Source organism: Pseudoleptotrichia goodfellowii (genome assembly GCF_007990505.1).
Taxonomy (GTDB): Bacteria; Fusobacteriota; Fusobacteriia; order Fusobacteriales; family Leptotrichiaceae; genus Pseudoleptotrichia; species Pseudoleptotrichia goodfellowii.
Genome location: NZ_AP019822.1, coordinates 905,968 through 925,510, shown reverse-complemented (window position 1 = coordinate 925,510; position 19,543 = coordinate 905,968). Strand labels below are relative to the sequence as shown.

The window sequence follows — 19,543 nt, the reverse complement described above, 5'->3', positions numbered from 1 at the left end:
CTAATTTTTTATTTCACTTACTTTTTGTTTTTCAGGGTTTGTCATTCCCCTTTTTTTCTGCTATAATGTATCAAAATATTAATATTATGAGGAGGAAATTTTTTGATTTCAACAAGTAACTTATCGGTCCAGTTCGGCGGAAGAAAACTCTTTGACGAAGTGGATATAAAATTTACACCGGGTAACTGTTACGGAATAATAGGTCCTAACGGTGCAGGAAAATCGACATTTTTAAAAATACTTACAGGAGAAGCTGATTCCACTTCAGGAGAAGTAATTATTGATAAAAATAAAAGGCTCTCATTCTTAAAACAGGATCACTTTGCACATGAAGAAGAAGAAGTTTTAAATGTAGTAATGATGGGACATGCTAAATTATACGATATTATGATGAAAAAAAATGAGCTTTATTCAAAGTCCGAGTTTACTGAAGAAGACGGCATTCTCGCATCGGAACTTGAAGGAGAATTTGCAGAGCTCGACGGTTGGGAAGCTGAAACAAATGCCGAAAAATACTTAATCGGATTAGGTATTCCTGCGGAATTGCACCATAAATTGATGAAAGAACTGACAGAGCCTGAAAAAGTAAAAGTGCTTCTTGCACAGGCGATATTCGGAAATCCCGATATTCTTTTATTGGATGAGCCTACAAACGGATTGGATTTAAAAGCGGTAAAATGGCTTGAAGACTTTTTGATGGACCTTGAAAACACTACAGTTCTTGTAGTTTCACATGACAGACACTTTTTGAATAAAGTATGTACTCACATTGCAGACATTGACTACGGTAAAATAAAAATGTTTGTGGGAAACTACGACTTTTGGTACGAATCAAATAAATTAATGCAGGAACTTATAAGAAATCAGAATAAAAAGCTCGAACAGAAGAAAAAAGAATTACAGGACTTTATTGCACGTTTCTCTGCAAATGCTTCAAAATCAAAACAGGCAACAAGCCGAAAAAAACAGTTGGAAAAACTTCAATTTGAAGATATGCAGATTTCCAACAGAAAATATCCGTACATTGAGTTCAAACCTGACAGAGAAGCCGGAAACAATATGTTAAGAGTAGAAAATCTTACTAAAACTGTTGACGGAGAAAAAGTTTTAAATAATATTTCTTTCACTGTAAACACAGGAGATAAAGTAGTTATTTTATCTGACAATGATATTGCAAAAACTACTCTTTTCCAAATTTTATCAGGCGAAATGGAGCCTGATTCGGGAAGTTTTGAATGGGGAGTTACTACTTCTCAAAGTTATTTCCCTAAAGATAATTCGGAATATTTTGAAAATGTTGATTTATCTTTGATAGACTGGCTTAGACAGTTTTCTACGGATCAACACGAAGAATATGTAAGAGGATTTTTGGGAAGAATGCTGTTTTCAGGAGAAGAAGCCAGAAAAATGGCAAAAGTTCTGTCGGGAGGAGAAAAAGTAAGATGTATGCTTTCGAGAATGATGCTTTCAGGTGCAAATGTACTGTTATTGGATAATCCTACAGATCACCTTGATCTTGAAGCGATTACTTCATTGAATAAATCTCTTATGAATTTCCCGGGAACTGTTTTATTTACTACTCACGACCATGAATTTATTCAAACTGTAGCAAATAAAATTATCGAATTTACGCCTAACGGCATTCTCGAAAAAGAAATGGAATATGACGATTATATTAACGATGAAAATGTTCAGAAAAAACTTAATGAATTATACGAAAGAAATTAGTCTTTAGAAATAATAAATATTTGCGGTCTTAACACTCGTAAATCGGAATATTAAAATGAGGGTTATACAGAATTTCTGTTTAAACCCTCATTGTTTTCTTACCATGTTTTTTTATAAGGAAAATAAATATTCATTTTTAATATTGAAAAAGGATACACTTCTTTTCTTTCTTTTTTTAATTTTTCTACAAGATAATCTCTTAATTTCCAGACATTATATCCATTAGTATTTTCAGTTACATTTAAAGTATTATGTAATTCTTCTTCGGAAAATTTCAAATCCGACAATATTTTTTCCTCGGAATATCCGAGTCTTTTATAATTTTCATTCAACTCTTCGGCTGTCGCCTTTTTCTGTTTCACATTTAAACTCATAATAAAACCTTCTTTCTAATCTCTCGGCATTTTCTTAAATTCATACACAAGGAAAACTACTGCAACAATAAATGATATAAAATCAGTAACCGGAGTTGCAAACATTATTCCGTCCACTCCCATAAATTTAGGCAATATAATCAACAATGGCAATAATACCGCTATTTGTTTCATAAGTGATATAATAACTCCTTTTACAGCTTTTCCTATGGATGGGAAAAATGTCGATGCTCCTATCTGTACACCGTTTATAAACATAAAGAATAAAAATACTCTCATGTATTTTACTCCAAACTGAAAATATAAATCACTTCCCGATCCGAACAGAGAAATCATCTGAACAGGAAAAACCTGAAAAACAACAAAAATTAAAGACGATATTGTTATTGTTACTTTAAGTAAAAGTCTCATTGTCTGTCTTACTCTTCCATAATTCTTCGCTCCGTAATTATAACTGAATATCGGTTGAGCTCCCTGTACTATTCCTATTACAACAGCAATAAAAATCACATTTATTTTAGCGACAATTCCTGCTACCGCAATAGGAATATCACTTCCGTATATTGAAGATTCTCCGTATATTTTCAGTAAATTATTTGTTGTTATCTGTATAATCATTGTAGAAAACTGAAATATAAAAGATGATATTCCCAGAGATACAATAATTTTCATTGCACTGAACTGGGGAATAAAGTCTTTCCACTCAAATTTTACCGTCTTAAACTTAGGAAAATATAAAGCCAATACAAGAGCTGAAATAATCTGACTTATTACAGTAGCCCATGCAGCCCCTGCTATTCCCATCCCGAATACAAACATAAATATCGGATCAAGAATTGTATTTAAAACCGCCCCTATTATAATTGACATCATTGAATATTTAGGGCTTCCGTCCGCTCTTACTAAGGGATTTGCACCTATGGAAAACAGTAAAAACGGAACTCCGAATGATGTAATTCCGGTATATTCCATAGCATAATCAAGAATATTGTCTGTAGCCCCGAACGCTATCATCATTGGCTTTAAAAATATCAATATTATAATGCAGAGTAAAACCCCGATAATAACAAGCAGACTTGCCGCCGTCCCTGCAACATGTTTTGCCTTGTCGGGATTTTTTCTTCCCAATTCAAGATTAAAATTTGCAGCAGAACCTACTCCTATCATAAGCCCTATTGCAAGACAAATCGTTACTATGGGAAATGCAATATTCGTAGCGGCATTCCCCAAATATCCTACTCCCTGCCCTATAAAAATCTGATCGACAATATTGTAAAGAGCATTCACAAGATTTGCCACTACCGCCGGAATAGCCAACGAAGCCAGCAACTTTGAAACAGGCTTATATCCCAACGGATTTTGTTCTTTAACAGTATTTTCCATTTAATTTCTCCTTTTGATTTACTAATTTATCCAGTATTTCTAAAAATTTTTTCTTTTCTTTTTCGGATATTTTATTTAAAATCTTCTCTTCTTCTTTTAAAATAATATTCCGATTGTTTTCCACAATTTCTCTTCCCTTTTCAGTTAAATAAAGAGCGTAAACTCTTCTGTCAGTTTTATCCGACTCTCTTTTGACGTACTTTTTTTCTTCCAGTTTATCAATATTTCTACCTACTACATTTTTATCTTTATAGCTGATTTCCGATAATTTCACCTGAGTAATACCCGGATTTTCATAAATATAGCACATAGCCAAATAATTTCCGTATGTCAGCCCCAGATTTTGAAGTCCTTCTTTTGATAACTCGGTTATTTTTTTATGAAACAGCTTTAATTTAAAAGAAACAGAATCTTTTATAGAACACATTTTTCATATACCTCCTATATAGTATATGTAGTATGCTATATTTTTTTCAATTTGTCAAAAGATTTATTTTTTACCTAAAATCGTTAGAACCTGTTACTTCCATATTTCTACTCATATCTTTCAATTTCACATATAAAATGCTCTCTTTCAAAGTAAAAAGTTAATTTCTTATTTACTTATCAGAAAGCACTATATATATTTCATTATATTTAAAATCTGTAAAATTGCATAAAATACGAATTATAATAAAAATACATCCGAATATTTTATATTTCCTTCTCTTCCCATTCTTCTCTTAATACACCGTATTTTATCGAATCAAAATATTCTCCCAAATGATATCTCACTTTTCTTATTTTAGCTTCAAGTTTATATCCCAATTTTTCAGCACATTTCATCATAGGTATATTTCCGCTCCAAGTTGTCAACCCTACATGTTCCAGTTCGAGAAAATCTTTGAAAGTCTTTGTTGTCCACAGCTTTAAAGCTTCACTTCCATAGCCTCCATACCAGTAATCAGAATTATAAATAATAATTCCTACTTCTAACCATCTGGTCTTCTTATTTTCCCAATATCTGCTTACGATACCTATCAAAACTTTGTCAACATATATTCCGTTCACATTATCCGAAAAATAAAAAGATAAATCGGACTTTTCAAATTCCTCATAACTTATAAATTTATAATTATCAAAATAAGGAGCGTCCCACTTTTTCCATCGGGGACTCTCTCCTTGATATTCGGGTGAATAAAGTATTTTTAAATCTTCTTTTTTTAAAGGTTTTATTTCTATTTTTTTCAGCTTAACTCATCTCCGTTTACCAACTTTTTACCAATTCGTATAATTTCAGATATTCTTTTGCAGACCTATCCCATGAAAAGTCAATATCCATATTTCTTTTTACAAGTTTTTCCCATATTTCAGGCTTGTCATAATACATTCCTTCGGCAACTTTAATTGTAAAAAGCATATCATCCGCATTAAAATTAGTAAATGAGAACCCGTTTCCTTCATCGGTATAGATATTATATGGTTTAACAGTATCTTTAAGTCCTCCCGTTTCTCTTACAATAGGTATTGTACCGAATCTCATTGCTATCATTTGACTAAGTCCGCAAGGTTCATATCTCGATGGCATCAGAAACGCATCACTTCCTGCATATAATTCATTAGCAAGATTAGGATTGTATCCCAAATATACTTTAAACTTGTCGGGATATTTCATTGTCAAATAATTGTAATAATCTTCGTAAAACTTATCTCCGCTTCCGAGTATAGCTATTTGAACTGCATCATATTGTAAAAGGTTTTCCAGAACTAAAGATACAAGATCAAGTCCTTTTCCTTCTACAAGCCTTGTTACCATTGATATAAGCATATTATCCGATTTCGGAAGTCCAAGTTTTTCCTGTAACTGATATTTATTTTCTTTTTTCTTTTTAAGTAAATTTTTATTGAAGTGAATAATATCTTCATTAGTTTCAGGATTGAAATAATCTACATCTATACCGTTCAATACACCGTATATATGCTTGCTGTTAGTTATTCCTTCAAGTCCTTCACTGAAATATGGATATTTTATTTCTTCTGCATAAGTAGGACTGACTGTATTTACTATATCTGCATAACCTATTCCTATCTGCATAAAATTCAAATCATATCCGTCTGTAAAATATCCCATTCTTTCAAAAGAATACTTTGAAAACCTTCCCTGATACATAAGATTATGTATTGTGTAAACTGTTCTCATATCCCAGTAAAAAGGATCCTGATTATACCTTACATTCAGAAAATAAGGTACCGGACCTGTCTGCCAATCATTACAATGTAAAATATCAGGCTGTAAATCTATTTCTTTTAAAAATCTTAGAGCCAATTCGGAAAACATTGCATACTGAACATCTTCGTCATTATCTCCGTAAACACGCCCTCTTTCATACAATGCTTTATTTTCAATAAAATAAAAATTTATTTTATCATCAGGATATTTTACAAGATTGAATATATCTCCATGGCTTTCAAGTCTTGCTACCCATTCCATTTTTTCAAGATATTTCAAAGGAACCTTATCATACTTAGGCATTATTATTGAAACTTTATGACCCAACTCCTGCATTTTTTTCGGCAATGCGTACATTACATCTGCCAATCCTCCCGTTTTAAAGAAAGGAAACACTTCAGAAGCTAAATAAACTATTTTCAAATTAATATTCCTCCTTATTTTTCAATTGTTTCTCCACTGTCAACAATTTTATTTCCTTCATTTAATTCAACATTTGCGAAAATTCTTACATTTCTTCCTACAATACTTCCTTCAGGCAAACGGGAGTGTTTTCCTATTACACTTATACCTTTTGAAAGCAAATCAGGTTTTGCTTTATTGGCAGTAAAGTCGTCTCCGTGACCTAATAAAGAATTTTTACCTATATATACTCTCTTATCGAGTATCATTGTATCTAAATGAGTATTTTCATCTATATAACTTCCAGAGAAAATTATACTGTTTTTAATTGTACTTCCTTTTCTCACTGTAACTCCGGGACCTAAAACGGAATTTTCCACTCTACCCTCGATTTTACAACCATTACATATAAGCGAGTTAAGTACACTTCCTGTAACTCCTATTCTGACAGGAGCCAAATCTTCACTTCTTGTATAGATTTTCCAGTCTTTGTCGTATAAATTTATCCCTACTTCTTCAGATTTTTTGATTAAATCAAGGTTTGCTTCCAAATAGGAATCATATGTTCCCACATCCATCCAATAGCTGTCATAAGTATGAACAAAGACTTTTCTGTCATCTTCTATCATAGCCGGTATCACATGATTTCCGAAGTCCAAATCAGGATTTTCAAGGCTTTCAAGATAATCCAACAAAGTATCTGTATTAAAAATATATATTCCCATTGAAGCTAAATTACTCTTAGGCTCTTTCGGTTTTTCTTCAAAATTCAATATTTTTTTATTTTCATCGACTTCAAATATACCGAATCTTCCCGCATCTTCTATAGGAACTTCCTGAACCGCAATAGTCAATTCGGCATTGCTTTTCACATGATCGGCAAGCATCCAGTTGTAATTCATTTTATAAATGTGATCCCCTGACAAAATAAGAACATATTTAGGGTTTTTACTTTTAATAAATTCAATATTCTGTCTTATAGCATCGGCAGTCCCCTGATACCAGTTATTTCCGTCAGGCTTTTCGTGAGGCTGTAACATTGTTATGCTTGAATCTCTCCTGTCAAAATCCCAAGGTTTCCCCGAACCTATATGCTCATTTAATGAAAGCGGCAAATATTGCGTCAATAATGCCACATCGTAAATTCCGGAATTTGAGCAATTACTTAATGCAAAATCTATTATTCTGAATTTACCTGCAAAAGGGACACTCGGTTTAACCCTTTTTTCAGAAAGAATATCCAATCTTGAACCTCTTCCTCCTGCTAAAATCATTGCTAAAATTTCCATAAAACTACCTCCCATTTAATCTCTACATTATAGTATACCTCATTTTTTGAAAATTAAAATAGAATATACAAAATATCAAACATATATTTTATATATTCTTATCTTTCTTTTTAAATATCCTTTGGAATATACTTATTTTTTTTGCCTTTTTTTCAAAAAATTTATCCAATTTTTCTTTATTTTCATTTACAGCTTTTTTACTTTTTTTCTGAACATCTTTATCTACAGTATCTATATCCAAAATACTTTCTGCATGATAATCCAGTCTCACATACTGATCTTCACTCAATAAACCCGAAACAATATTGTGAGTACTTTTACTGTTCAGCTGCAGAACTATTTTAATCAACGGCATTGCCCAATTGACTATTCCCCATTGTTTATTTTCGTACTTATGGTCAAAAATTTCTTCTCCTGTACCTATAGAAAGCATTTTTATATCTTCTATTTTTCTGTTATATCCTGTCTTTGACAAAGCTTCAGATATTGCCGCAAGAGAAGGATTATTTGCCCAAAGTCCTCCGTCTGTAAATATTCTTTTTTCATCCATTACTAAAGGATCGAAAAATACCGGAGCAGCACAGGAAGCAAGTATCGCCTCTACTATTTTTATATTTTTCGTATCTTTATTTTTTATAAGGACAGGCTCTCCGTTCACTATATTTGTAGTAGTTATCATTAAGTCGGTTTTTACATTTTCAAAAGTTTTATTTTTCAAAACTCTTTTTAATACTTTTTCTAAATATTTATTATCGTATTTACTTTGGATAATTCCGTTTTTTAATAAATCTTTTTTGAATATTTTGTCCATTTCTTCAATATACAATTTTTCAACTTCGTCAATATCTATCCCGGAAGAAAGAACAGCAGCAATTATAGAGCCTGTACTTGTTCCTATTATTAAATCAAAATATTCATAATATTTGATATTATAACGTTCTTCTATTTGTTTTAACGTACTTGCAATAAACAGACCTCTTGCTCCACCTCCGTCAAGAGCCAGTATTTTAAAAGAATCATCCATATTTTATCCTCCGATTTTTAAATTCAGACTTTATAACTCAAAATATTTTATCACTTCTGTCAAATCGTTAAATTTTTTATGAAGTATTTTTTTTATTTCCTCATTAGGTTGTATTTTGTCGGGAATCATGATCGGATACATTCCTGCTGAATGAGCTGCTCTTATTCCATTGAAAGAATCTTCAAAAACTGCCGCTTTTTCAGGAGAAATACCCGCTTTATCAGCTGCCAGCAGAAACACTTCGGGATCGGGTTTCCCTTTTTTCACATCATTTGCAGTTATTATATGACTGAAATACTTTTTAAGCCCTTTATTTTCTATTAATGTAGTCGCCATAAGTCTGTCGGCGGAAGTTGCAAGTATAAGAGTTTTCTTATTATTATGTAAACGTTCAAGAAAATCCGCCGCCCCTTTCATAAGAGGAATATTGGCTTTTTCAGCCTGTTCTATTATATATTTGTAAACTTTTCCGCTTATCTCGGCATAAGGAAAATCTTTTCCGAATTCTTCAAAATACATGTTCTTTGCTTCTTCTACAGTCATTCCGGTAGTTTTTTCCACAAATTCATTTGTTATGATATATCCTTTTTCTTCGGATAACTCTCTGCCGTAATTTACATATACAGTTTCCGTATCAAAGAGCAAACCGTCCATATCAAATACGAACAAATCAAGTTCTTCAAATAATTTTCTACTCATATTTATATTTTCTCCTTATTCGATAAAATCGTTTTCATCAGGCAATACCGCAACAGATCTGTGTGCAACAGACGTTATTACTTCGTTAAACTGCAATATTCCCACACTTAAGAAAATAGCTACTCCCAGATGTTCTCCGTTTCTTGCCAAACCTATTTTCCCACCTACACTAAGCCCGTTTATATTCGTTTCTATCTGACTGATAGCTTCTCTCATCGCCCCTATAACCGCTCCGTCATGAACATGCTCGTCCTTTATAATATTATTTCTTTTTGCCGCTACCAATGCACTTTCGATAAACTTAAATCTCGAATTGGGCATTGTACCTCCTACGTCGACAGCTGCGACTCTTATTCCTTTCAACTTATATTCTTTTATAAGTTTTTTTTCTTCTTCCCTTGAAGATATTGCCATTTTTAAGGCAATTCTACAGACATCTACACTTTTATTGTCATAAAATTCCATATTTCTCCCTACTTATTCATTAATTTTATTATTTTCAACTAAAAATTTTATTGCCTCAATATATCCGTCTTTACCTTTTCCATATATTTGTTTTACACATGCAGGAGCTGTAACAGATACTTTCCTGAAATCTTCACGATTGTATATATCACTCAAATGAACTTCCACAGTGGGAATCGAAACCGATTTCAAAGCATCAAAAATCGCATAACTGTAATGAGTATAAGCCCCTGGATTTATTACGATACCGTCTACTTTTTCATAGTAAGCTTTCTGTAAAAAATCTATTATCTGCCCTTCGGAATTTGACTGAAAAATCTCTACTTCAATATTCTTTTCCGAACAGTAATTTTCTATATACTCACACAAACTTTCATAATTTTCACTGCCGTAAACTTCTTTTTCTCTTATACCGAGAAAGTTAAGATTAGGTCCGTTTATTACCGTTATTTTTTTCATTCGGAGTCCCCCTGATATATAAACTTTTTCTCTTTAAGGATTTTTGCAGTTTTATTTACTACATTACTCAACGTGTCATCATTTTCGACCGTAATATCGGCATATTTTCTGTATAATTCTATTCTTTCCCTGTATAATTTATGGATATTTTCTATATTTTGTAAAAGCGGTCTGTATTTATGATTTTCTTTGGCAATATCGTCAACTTTTCTGCTTAAAAAAACTATTATCCCGTTTTTTTTCAATTCTTCCATGTTTTCTTTTCTCTTAACGGCTCCACCACCTGTAGATATTATCACTCCATTTTTTCCCGAAAGTTCTTTCAAATATTTTTCTTCCAAATTTCGGAAATATTCTTCCCCTTTTTCGGAAAAAATCTCTGATATCCGTTTTTCTTCATTTTTTTCTAAATATCTGTCCGCATCGTAATGCTCATAATTTATTTTCTTTGCGAGCAGTTTTCCCACAGTCGTTTTGCCGCTTGCAGGCATTCCGATTAATATTATATTTTTCATACAATCTCCGTTAGATTTTCTTAAACTGATTTATCTCATTATTATAAAAATATCCGTTTTCTTCCATTCTTTTTAATATGACATTTTTATCAGCCGAATAATAATCAGCCAGTCTTTCCAAATCGGAAAACTCATCTCTTAATTTCATATTTAAAAGACTGAGCATCATATTTATATCTCCCTTTTCAAAATCGAACATTCTGTTTCCTTTCTTTTACAATATAAGAATTACTTCGCTTTCATCATCTTCATTGATATTTTTTATAACTACGTTATTTTCCAAAAACAGCGAACGGTATTCCTGACCGTTTTTCTCGATAAAATCTCCGACCTGAAGACCTTTCACCCCTAAATCTCTTTTTACTTCAAAAATTTCGTTATAAATTGTTTCAAGATATTCCAAATCAAATATCGTATATAATTCGGCTTTTCTGTCTATTCTCGTATAAGCATCTTCAGGAACTATAAAATACAATGCCGATTCCAGTCCTATATTCAGTCCGAACATTACAAGTCCATGTTTTTTAAGCTCGTAATTTATCATTGCATACAATATATCAAATAAAGATTCTTTATATTTTTTTTCTTTCGTTTCCATTCCCAACCAGTCTATATCCATTGTCTTAGGGTCTATATCGTGATCTTCAAGAAGTTTTTTGAATTTTTTTGTGAATCCCTTTTCCAAAAAAGTATATAAATAAGTTTTTTCATATTTTGCCAGATAATAATAGAAAAAATCTCCGAAAGTAGCGATTTCTTTCTTGTATTCACTGTCTCCGAAATATTTTTCCACAGCTTCTTCAGGCTCGAAAAAATATTCTTTTCTCACTCTCATATAATTTAATAATCCCTCAGGACTTAAAACTTCCGCACAAAAATTATCCATTTCATCATAAATATCGTTATTGTTGCTCACTTTCTTCTCCTTCCACTTTTTCCAATGATTTTACCATAAATTTCAAACTCGCAATATTCTCAAATTTTACAAGTTTTTTTATTTTTTCTTTATCTTCGTTTTTTAACTCTGAACCGTCTATATACTCTTCAAAACTTTTATCATACTGTCTGTAAAGTTTTTCCAGCTTTTTAAAGCTTGATTTGACACTGTTTCCGCTTTTTTTCTCTGCCTGTGTTCCTTCAGCAATTCTCTTATCCAAAGCATCATTCAGATTCATATACTCTTTATCCACTATAGCAGCCAACTCACGATTAGACATATTCATATAATCTTCCTGGGATTTTTCGTCCCCTTTATAATACAGATAATCAATTACCGTTTTCACATTACTGTCTATTGTTGATGAATTTTTTCTGCCTTCAAGGTAAGTATTCATATTCAAGTTAAAGGCTTCTATGGACAAATAAATATTCGTGTATAAATATGCCTGCAAGTCGTCCTGTTCCTGCAAAAAATTTGAAAAAACATTTCTTGAAAATTTGGAATTTTCCAGTATATAGTCATTAAACTGAACATACATCTTTCTGAATGTAGATTTTCTCTTATGTTCTTTCGCTTCGCCCAATCTGTTAAATTCTTTATCGTAAATTCCTCTGTTTATCCCGTCAAGATTTGTTATTACTTCAGGAAAAACCGAGTTAAGAAGATTACCGTCTTTTCTTGATGTTCCGCTCGGAGTTCTGTTGTAATATTTGTCAAAAATTGCCTTTTGAGTAGCAGCCCCCTGAGCAATAATCTGCTCATTTGTTATTGCAAATCCTGTGCTTGAAACTAACACTGCAAACACAGTCATAATCATTTTTTTTATCATTATTTTGTTCCTTTCTTTTTATTTATATAATTTTTTTACAAGTTTATTATATATTTCCTTTGAAATATTTTCATTATAAATTTTATCATTCCATATTTCTTCGGACTTTATCGCTTGAGAAATAAGCATCATAAAACCGTTTACACATTCTGCTCCTTTTAATCTGTACTTTTTCATCAAGACAGTTTCTTCAGGATTATAAATCAAATCTACCAGATAATCGGTTTGTATCAGATTAACTTCTTCCAAAGGCGACATATTTATCTCCGGATACATTCCCACAGGAGTACAGTTTACTATCAGATTTACACTTTTTATATTTCTTATTTCGGAATAATTCAAGAGTCTGTCGTATTTTCTGACTTTAAAAGGATCATTTTCGGAAATTGTAGCAACATATATATGTTCGGCTCCTTCGTCTATCAAAGCATTGTATACAGACTTTGCAGCTCCTCCCGTTCCTAAAATAAGGACTTTACTGCCTTCGATTTTAATATTTTTTATTTTCAAAGTTTTTATAAATCCGAAATAATCCGTATTATCCCCTATAAGTTTCCCATCTTTAACAGAAACGGTATTTACCGCTCCTATTTCTTTTGCCACGGGAGATATTTCATCAAGATACTGCATAATCTCGACTTTATAAGGAATAGTAACATTTATCCCTTTGTATTCCCCGTTTCTCAATTTTTCAAGAAAATTCGGTATTTCTTCATATTTTTTTTCAATCAGACTGTATTCCGCTTCCTTTTGAATCGTTTTAAAAAAAGCTTTATGTATTTCTTTAGAAAAACTGTGTCCTAATTTTTCTCCGAGCAATCCGAATTTTTCCATATTTCTCCTTTCAATACTTAAAAATTATCAAAGTTTAAAGTTTCTCTCTTTTAAATTTTTATCGGAAAATCCCGATTTTTCAATTATTTTTAAGTATATTTATTTCTTTTTCAGTCAGTTCTCTATATTTTCCTACTTTCAGTTTATCATCCAGTTTCAGATTTCCCATTTGAACTCTTTTCAGATAAAGTACTTTATTATTTACGGCTTTAAACATCCTTTTTACCTGATGATATTTCCCTTCGGTAATTGTAATATAGACTTTATCTTCTGAATTTTCTATAACTTCCACTTTTGCATTTTTTGTAACAAAACCGTTTTCAAGCTCTATCCCATTTTCAAGTTTTTCAATATCGGATTTTAACACGGGATTTTTTAACTCTACATAATATTTTTTATCCACATGTTTGTTGGGAGCTAAAAGATTGTGAGTAAGTATTCCGTCATTAGTGAGTATAAGCAATCCCTCCGTATCAATATCGAGTCTTCCTATAGGAAATACGCTGTAAGTTCTGTATTTATTTTCCAAAAGATCAATTACCGTTCTGTGTTCATCGTCTTCTGTTGCCGATATTACTCCATCAGGTTTATTCATCATTATGTAAATAAAAGGCTTATAAGAAATCTCTTTTTCCTCGTATTTCACGGCATCTTTATTCTCGTCAATATGAATACTTCCGTCTGTTATTATACTATCATTTACTTTAATTTTTCTTTTTTTTAAAATTTCTTTTACTTCTTTTCTTGTTCCCACTCCGGAATTTGCCAAAAATCTGTCTAATCTCATTTTTTCCTCATTTTTAAAAATATTCTTTATATTAAATTTCCGAATTATAAATTTTATAATTTCCCAAAACTTGTAAATATATCGATTTTATTCTTATTTCTTCAAGGGCTTTTTTTACTTTTTCTTCTTTCAGATTTCCTTCAAAATCTATATAAAAATAGTACTCCCAAGGTTTATTCGGCTTAGGTCTGGATTTTAGACTCACCATGTTCAGTCCGTATACGGAAAAAATCTTTAACAGTTCCATTAAAGCTCCCGATTCATTTTTGGTCCCTGTAATAATACTTACTTTTTTACTGTTTTCCGAAATAAGATTTTTATTGGAAATTATAAAAAATCTCGTATAATTTTCTTTTTCATTATTTATATTTTTTTCCAATAGCTCCAAATCGTACATTTCTTTTGCTCTCATATTGGCAATACAGCCGTTTTCCTTACTCTCCGTATCTTTAATATACTTTGCTGCAAGTGCAGTGTTGGCAGTTTTTTCTTTTGTCCAACAGGAATGTTTTTCCAAAAAATCCGAACATTGCATCAGTGCCTGTTCATGAGAATAAATCTTTTTTATATCCTCTATTTTGCTTCCTTTTATTCCGAGAAGATTATGCTCTATTTTGTGGCGTACCTCTCCGACTATATGGATATTCCGCTTATTTATCAAATCTATACTGTCCGTCACTTCTCCCGCTATGGAATTTTCTATGGGTAAAATTCCGAAATCAGCTTTTCCGGCTTCCACAGCTTCTATTAATTCTTTATGAGAATTGAAATTCAGTATATTTTCATCAGCCGTTTTTCCATTTGAGATTTCATTATTTTTCATTAGATTTATCATTACTTCGTAAGCATATGCTCCGGGAACTCCTGTATATCCGAGCTTTTTCCCGTCAAACTCCAAATCGTTTATATATTCTTCGGAAACTCCTATTTTAAACTTCTGATATTCTTTACTCGAGTCCATTATATCCCTTAATATAATTTCCACATAATGTTTCAATTCAGCATTTTTTATATTCAGCAGATTTTTTTCCAATACTTCTTTTTCTCTTTTGCTGTCAAAAATTTTCATATTATTTTCTTTTTTGTAAAGTGCCACTTCTTTTACAATTTCCAGTCTTTTCTCTATTAATTCGACTATTTCTTTATCAATCTTATCTATTTTTTCTCTTATTTCCGACAAATTATATTTTTTTCCGCTATTCACAATAATTTCCCCTTTAGTCTGAATTGTTTATTTTATAGATTATATCATAATTTTTCATATTTATAAATACCATTTGACTAAGAAGATAAATTGTGGTTAAATATAAATACTGGTAAATTTAAAATTTTTTATAAGGAGAATAGCTTATGGACAAAAAGCCTATTATAGGAATATCGGGAAGTATACTTATTGCTGAAGGAGGAGTTTTTACAGGTTATCAGCGTGCATATGTAAATCACGCTTATGTAGAAGCTTTAATAAAAGCCGGAGGGATTCCTTTCATTATCCCTTTCAACACTGACAAAGAGGTTACAAAAGAACAGATTAAATACGTAGACGGATTAATTTTATCAGGAGGACATGATATATTTCCTCAACTTTTCGGAGAAGAGCCTAAACAGCATATAGGAGAAACTTTTTTAGACAGAGATAATTTCGACATTTTACTCTTGAAAACTGCTGTCGATCAGAAAAAACCCGTCTTGGGAATATGCAGAGGACATCAGGTAATAAATGTCGCTTTCGGCGGAACAATGTATCAGGATTTATCGTATAATAAAGATATCTATATAAAACATTCCCAAGTTACAAAATGGGACAGACCTACTCACACTGTCGAAATAAAAGAAAACAGCTTTTTAAGTGAAATTTTCGGAAAAGAAGGACTTGTAAACAGTTTTCATCATCAAGTCGTAAATAAAGTTGCCGACGATTTCAAAGTAACCGCTTTAAGCAAGGACGGTGTCGTTGAAGGAATAGAAAACATTTCCGACGATAAATTTATTTTAGGTGTACAATGGCACCCCGAATCAATGATTCATACTGATGAAAATTCAGCAAAATTATTTAAAAGATTTGTCGAAAGAGTAAAAAAGAATTAGAAAAATATCAAAACTTTTAATTAAAATTTTTCTGCTTTAATATACTTAAAATAAAAACAACCTTCAAATTTTACAACGTGAAAAATGTATCAGTAAGCATTATGAAAATATCCTTTTTATTTTCATAGCGAACGGGCATTTTTGAGTATGTAAAATTTGAGGTTGCAGTGGGGTTTTAGGGGAGAAACTCCCCTAATAACTCTACCCTTTCACATATATCTTTTTAACTCTCCCCGTATAAACTATATGAGCTCCTTCATTATTATACAGTTTTGAAGGTATACTCTCATCTAAAAATTTTTCGGGTTTTATGTCATCTTCGTACAGCTTTTCTGCAACAATTACCAAATCGGCTTCTTCAAAAGCAGGTACTCCGTCAAGAAATACAGGATGAAAATCTACTTCTTTAATTTTATCTCCGTCTCTTCCCGATTTAACTCCCAATGTTCTGAGTGCCGGTCTGTGTTCTTTGCTGAAAAAGCTCAACGAAAAGAATTTCTGCTCATCAACAAACTTTTTAGTATATCTTTCAGGTCTTATATAAACCGAAAGCACCGGTCCGCCCCACAGATAACCCATCATTCCCCAGGTAACAGTCATTGTATTAATACCTTTTTCATCTCCCGCCGTTACCAGACACCATTCTTTTGTGCTTGTAAAAGGATTCAAATTAAAATCCTCTATTTTTATTTCATGAAATTCCATACAACACCTCCATTGATTGAAATTATAACAAATAACGCAAATTTTATCAAATAATATTTGACATATTGAAAAGTTTCATATATTATTACTCTATAATAAATAATAAAAAATTTTTTTTAAGAATGAGAGGAACTTATGGAAAACGCTATGAAAGTTTTCGGTGAAAATGTTTTTACCGAAAGTAATTTAAAAAAAAGAGTGCCTAAATCGGTTTTTAAAGAATTTCAGGCTTCTCAGTTGGGAGAAACGGAATTATCAAAAGAATCTGCCGAAGTTATAGCTAACGCTATGAAAGACTGGGCTACAAAAAGGGGAGCTACTCATTATTGTCACTGGTTTCAGCCTTTGACTGATTTGACTGCCGAAAAACACGAATCATTTTTAGAGCCTACAGGAGATAAAGATATTATTTATAAATTTTCAGGAAGCAGCCTTATAAAAGGCGAATCTGACGCTTCTTCTTTCCCTAACGGCGGATTGAGAAGTACATTTGAAGCAAGAGGTTACACTGTATGGGATACGAGTTCCTATCCTTTTATAAGAGAAAATAAAAACGGCGTTACACTTTATATTCCTACCGCTTTTATTTCTTTTAACGGAGAAGCTCTCGACAAAAAAGTTCCTTTACTAAGAACTATGAAATATATTAATAAACAGTCTTTGAGAATATTGAAAGCCTTAGGAAATGCAGAAGTAAAGCATGTGTTCAACACTTTAGGAATTGAACAGGAATATTTCCTTGTAAATAAAGACTTATTTGAAGCAAGAGATGATTTATTGCTTACAGGAAGAACATTATTCGGAGCTCCTGCACCGAAAGGTCAGGAATTAAGCGACCATTATTACGGAAAAATAAAAGAAAAAGTTATTAATTTTATGAGTGATGTTGATGTAGAATTATGGAAATTGGGAGTTCCCGCTAAAACAAGACATAACGAAGTTGCTCCTAACCAGTTTGAAATAGCACCGCTATTTTCTGTAGCCAATTTAGCTTCAGATCAGAATCAGATAATTATGGAAACCATTGAAAAAATTGCATTAAGACATGGACTTGTAGCTTTACTTCACGAAAAACCTTTCGCCGGAGTAAACGGTTCGGGAAAACATAATAACTGGTCATTAAGTACTGATGACGGAAAAAATCTGTTCAGCCCCGGAAAAGATCCGAAAACAAATAAAAGATTCCTGCTTTTTGTATCTGCAGTAATAGAAGCTATCGACAGATATTATCCGTTATTGAGAGTTACCACTGCCAGTGCCACAAACGATCACAGATTGGGAGGGCATGAAGCTCCGCCGGCTATTATTTCTATTTTTCTCGGCGATGAACTGACATCAATATTTGAAAATATTGCTCTGAAGAAAAAATTACCTGTTTCCGAAATGTCCAAACTTAATTTAGGAGTTGACGTATTGCCTACTCTTAATATGGATTCAGGCGACAGAAACAGAACTTCTCCTTTTGCTTTTACAGGAAACAAATTTGAATTCAGAATGCCGGGTTCGAGTTCCACTCCTGCAACAAGTGCTGCAGCAATCAATGCAGCAGTAGGAAAAGTCTTAAAAGAATATGCCGACAAGCTGGAAAAAGCACAGAAAAAAGATTTGGATAAAACTATTACCGAAATTATAACAAATGCTTACAAAAAACATGGAAGAATTATATTTAACGGAAACGGATACAGTAATGAATGGAAAAAAGAAGCCGAAAAAAGAGGTCTTACAAACGAACTTTCTTCAAATTTGGCTTTAAGAAAACATCTGGATTCGGAAATTCTTCAAATGACAGAAGAAACGGGTATGCTCTCAAAGCAAGAATCTATAGCACGTTACAATGCCTATGCGGAAAGATATGTTACTCATTTGGTAATAGAATCTAAAACTTTGATTGATATTGCAAATAAAGCTATTTTGCCTGCAGGACTGAAGTATGCAAATTTATTGGCTGACAATATCGAAAAAGTTTCAAAATTTGATAAAAACTATGCAAAAGAACAGGAATTCCTTTTAAAAGAAGTTATTCTGAATGTTACGAATCTCAGAAAAGAGATAAAATCTCTTGAAAAGAAAATTGAAAAAGTAAAAACTGAAAAAGATTTAGGCAAAAAAACAGACTTGGCTGCAATGTATCTGGCTACAGGACTTGAATCTTTAAGAGTTCCCTGCGATAATTTGGAAAAAATTATAGATAATTCTATTTGGACTTTGCCTACTTACAAGGATTTGCTGTTCAAACTGTAGCTTCAAATTTTAAATTAAGCAATCTCAAATTTTAAACAAATACAGCAAGAGTATAACTTATTCACAAATATAATTTATAGAAAGAAGGAATACTCATGAAAAAAGCAAAAAGCTTTACTGTTGCATTATCCGTACTTTTATTAACGACAGGGATAAATTCTGTATCTTATACTAAAACAGTTAAAAAAACACAGAAGCAAGTATCTGTAACTGCTTACAACTGTGGAAGTGAAAGTATAAAAGTAACTTATCCTACAAAAAGAACTGCAAAAGTAACTGATAGTGAAGGAAAAGTTTACAATTTAAGACTTGCCAAATCTGCTGGAGGGACAAGATACACAAATGTAAAAGGAATAGAATTTTTTACTGACGGTAGAAATACAGTTTACACAGGATCTTCAGGAATAGAAAATACATGTACTGTTTCTCAATAATTTTTTAAAATAAATACAAATAAAAACGGAGCTTTGATAAGATTAATGAATCTCATCTCAAAAGCTCCTTTTTATTATTTTTTAATACTGTTATAGTTTCCTTCAACTGACAAATCCATGTCATAAATCTGATTACAACAG

22 protein-coding genes are annotated in these 19,543 nt (G+C 31.9%); 4 read left to right on the top strand and 18 right to left on the bottom strand.

The window, feature by feature from the left end; translation table 11 throughout:
* The first annotated feature begins 102 nt into the window (after nucleotides 1-102).
* Nucleotides 103-1,728 (top strand): ABC-F family ATP-binding cassette domain-containing protein, encoded by a 1,626-nt coding sequence (locus tag FVE72_RS04665; RefSeq protein WP_026737440.1) that lies wholly within the window; start codon nucleotides 103-105, stop codon nucleotides 1,726-1,728.
* Nucleotides 1,729-1,826: 98 nt separating this feature from the next.
* On the opposite strand, the gene FVE72_RS04660 is transcribed toward FVE72_RS04665, so the two are convergent.
* From FVE72_RS04660 to pheA, 17 genes are all read right to left on the bottom strand, one after another.
* Nucleotides 1,827-2,102, bottom strand: coding sequence for a DUF2316 family protein (locus FVE72_RS04660; RefSeq protein ID WP_026737439.1), 276 nt, complete (start codon nucleotides 2,100-2,102; stop codon nucleotides 1,827-1,829).
* A 15-nt stretch (nucleotides 2,103-2,117) separates the two neighbouring features.
* Nucleotides 2,118-3,485, bottom strand: a complete 1,368-nt coding sequence (locus FVE72_RS04655; RefSeq protein ID WP_026737438.1) for an MATE family efflux transporter — start codon at nucleotides 3,483-3,485, stop codon at nucleotides 2,118-2,120.
* Nucleotides 3,469-3,912, bottom strand: coding sequence for a MarR family winged helix-turn-helix transcriptional regulator (locus FVE72_RS04650; protein WP_051411744.1), 444 nt, complete (start codon nucleotides 3,910-3,912; stop codon nucleotides 3,469-3,471). The genes FVE72_RS04655 and FVE72_RS04650 overlap by 17 nt, the downstream gene beginning before the upstream one ends.
* 266 nt (nucleotides 3,913-4,178) lie before the next feature.
* A complete protein-coding gene (locus FVE72_RS04645; RefSeq protein ID WP_197734927.1) occupies nucleotides 4,179-4,700 on the bottom strand; it encodes a GNAT family N-acetyltransferase in 522 nt (173 codons plus the stop codon).
* Nucleotides 4,701-4,731: 31 nt separating this feature from the next.
* Nucleotides 4,732-6,117 (bottom strand): glycogen synthase, encoded by a 1,386-nt coding sequence (locus tag FVE72_RS04640; protein ID WP_026737436.1) that lies wholly within the window; start codon nucleotides 6,115-6,117, stop codon nucleotides 4,732-4,734.
* Nucleotides 6,118-6,131: 14 nt separating this feature from the next.
* Nucleotides 6,132-7,385, bottom strand: a complete 1,254-nt coding sequence (locus tag FVE72_RS04635) for a glucose-1-phosphate adenylyltransferase (protein ID WP_026737435.1) — start codon at nucleotides 7,383-7,385, stop codon at nucleotides 6,132-6,134.
* Nucleotides 7,386-7,473: 88 nt separating this feature from the next.
* A complete protein-coding gene (locus FVE72_RS04630) occupies nucleotides 7,474-8,409 on the bottom strand; it encodes a CBASS cGAMP-activated phospholipase (protein ID WP_051411743.1) in 936 nt (311 codons plus the stop codon).
* A gap of 30 nt (nucleotides 8,410-8,439) precedes the next feature.
* Nucleotides 8,440-9,108 carry an HAD family hydrolase gene (locus tag FVE72_RS04625; protein WP_026737434.1) on the bottom strand — a complete coding sequence of 223 codons (669 nt, stop codon included), beginning with the start codon at nucleotides 9,106-9,108 and terminating at the stop codon, nucleotides 8,440-8,442.
* Between the two features lie 15 nt (nucleotides 9,109-9,123).
* Nucleotides 9,124-9,573 carry a HutP family protein gene (locus FVE72_RS04620; RefSeq protein ID WP_006806655.1) on the bottom strand — a complete coding sequence of 150 codons (450 nt, stop codon included), beginning with the start codon at nucleotides 9,571-9,573 and terminating at the stop codon, nucleotides 9,124-9,126.
* A 12-nt stretch (nucleotides 9,574-9,585) separates the two neighbouring features.
* Entirely contained in the window at nucleotides 9,586-10,032 is a 447-nt protein-coding gene (gene aroQ / locus FVE72_RS04615; protein WP_026737433.1) for a type II 3-dehydroquinate dehydratase, read from the bottom strand.
* A complete protein-coding gene (locus FVE72_RS04610) occupies nucleotides 10,029-10,547 on the bottom strand; it encodes a shikimate kinase (protein WP_026737432.1) in 519 nt (172 codons plus the stop codon). The genes aroQ and FVE72_RS04610 overlap by 4 nt, the downstream gene beginning before the upstream one ends.
* Before the next feature lie 10 nt (nucleotides 10,548-10,557).
* Nucleotides 10,558-10,746, bottom strand: a complete 189-nt coding sequence (locus FVE72_RS04605; protein WP_006806667.1) for a DUF4250 domain-containing protein — start codon at nucleotides 10,744-10,746, stop codon at nucleotides 10,558-10,560.
* A gap of 15 nt (nucleotides 10,747-10,761) precedes the next feature.
* Entirely contained in the window at nucleotides 10,762-11,463 is a 702-nt protein-coding gene (locus tag FVE72_RS04600; RefSeq protein WP_026737431.1) for a hypothetical protein, read from the bottom strand.
* Entirely contained in the window at nucleotides 11,450-12,316 is an 867-nt protein-coding gene (locus FVE72_RS04595; protein WP_026737430.1) for a hypothetical protein, read from the bottom strand. Before FVE72_RS04595 ends, FVE72_RS04600 begins: the two co-directional genes overlap by 14 nt.
* An 18-nt stretch (nucleotides 12,317-12,334) precedes the next feature.
* Nucleotides 12,335-13,150, bottom strand: coding sequence for a shikimate dehydrogenase (gene aroE / locus FVE72_RS04590; RefSeq protein WP_026737429.1), 816 nt, complete (start codon nucleotides 13,148-13,150; stop codon nucleotides 12,335-12,337).
* Nucleotides 13,151-13,229: 79 nt separating this feature from the next.
* On the bottom strand, nucleotides 13,230-13,937 hold the full coding sequence (locus tag FVE72_RS04585; RefSeq protein WP_026737428.1) for a pseudouridine synthase: 708 nt from the start codon (nucleotides 13,935-13,937) through the stop codon (nucleotides 13,230-13,232).
* Nucleotides 13,938-13,968: 31 nt separating this feature from the next.
* Entirely contained in the window at nucleotides 13,969-15,141 is a 1,173-nt protein-coding gene (pheA, locus tag FVE72_RS04580) for a prephenate dehydratase (protein ID WP_026737427.1), read from the bottom strand.
* A gap of 146 nt (nucleotides 15,142-15,287) precedes the next feature.
* On the opposite strand from pheA, the gene FVE72_RS04575 reads away from it, so the two are divergent.
* Entirely contained in the window at nucleotides 15,288-16,022 is a 735-nt protein-coding gene (locus FVE72_RS04575) for a gamma-glutamyl-gamma-aminobutyrate hydrolase family protein (protein WP_026737426.1), read from the top strand.
* Nucleotides 16,023-16,223: 201 nt separating this feature from the next.
* Here FVE72_RS04575 and FVE72_RS04570 read toward each other — a convergent pair whose 3' ends face one another.
* Nucleotides 16,224-16,727, bottom strand: coding sequence for a flavin reductase family protein (locus FVE72_RS04570; RefSeq protein WP_026737425.1), 504 nt, complete (start codon nucleotides 16,725-16,727; stop codon nucleotides 16,224-16,226).
* 135 nt (nucleotides 16,728-16,862) lie between these two features.
* On the opposite strand from FVE72_RS04570, the gene FVE72_RS04565 reads away from it, so the two are divergent.
* Together FVE72_RS04565 and FVE72_RS04560 are read left to right on the top strand one after the other, a co-directional pair.
* The gene (locus tag FVE72_RS04565) at nucleotides 16,863-18,968 is read left to right on the top strand and encodes a glutamine synthetase III family protein (protein ID WP_026737424.1); all 2,106 of its coding nucleotides are present in this window, start codon (nucleotides 16,863-16,865) and stop codon (nucleotides 18,966-18,968) included.
* Between the two features lie 95 nt (nucleotides 18,969-19,063).
* Nucleotides 19,064-19,402 (top strand): MliC family protein, encoded by a 339-nt coding sequence (locus FVE72_RS04560; RefSeq protein WP_026737423.1) that lies wholly within the window; start codon nucleotides 19,064-19,066, stop codon nucleotides 19,400-19,402.
* The last annotated feature ends 141 nt before the right edge of the window (nucleotides 19,403-19,543 follow it).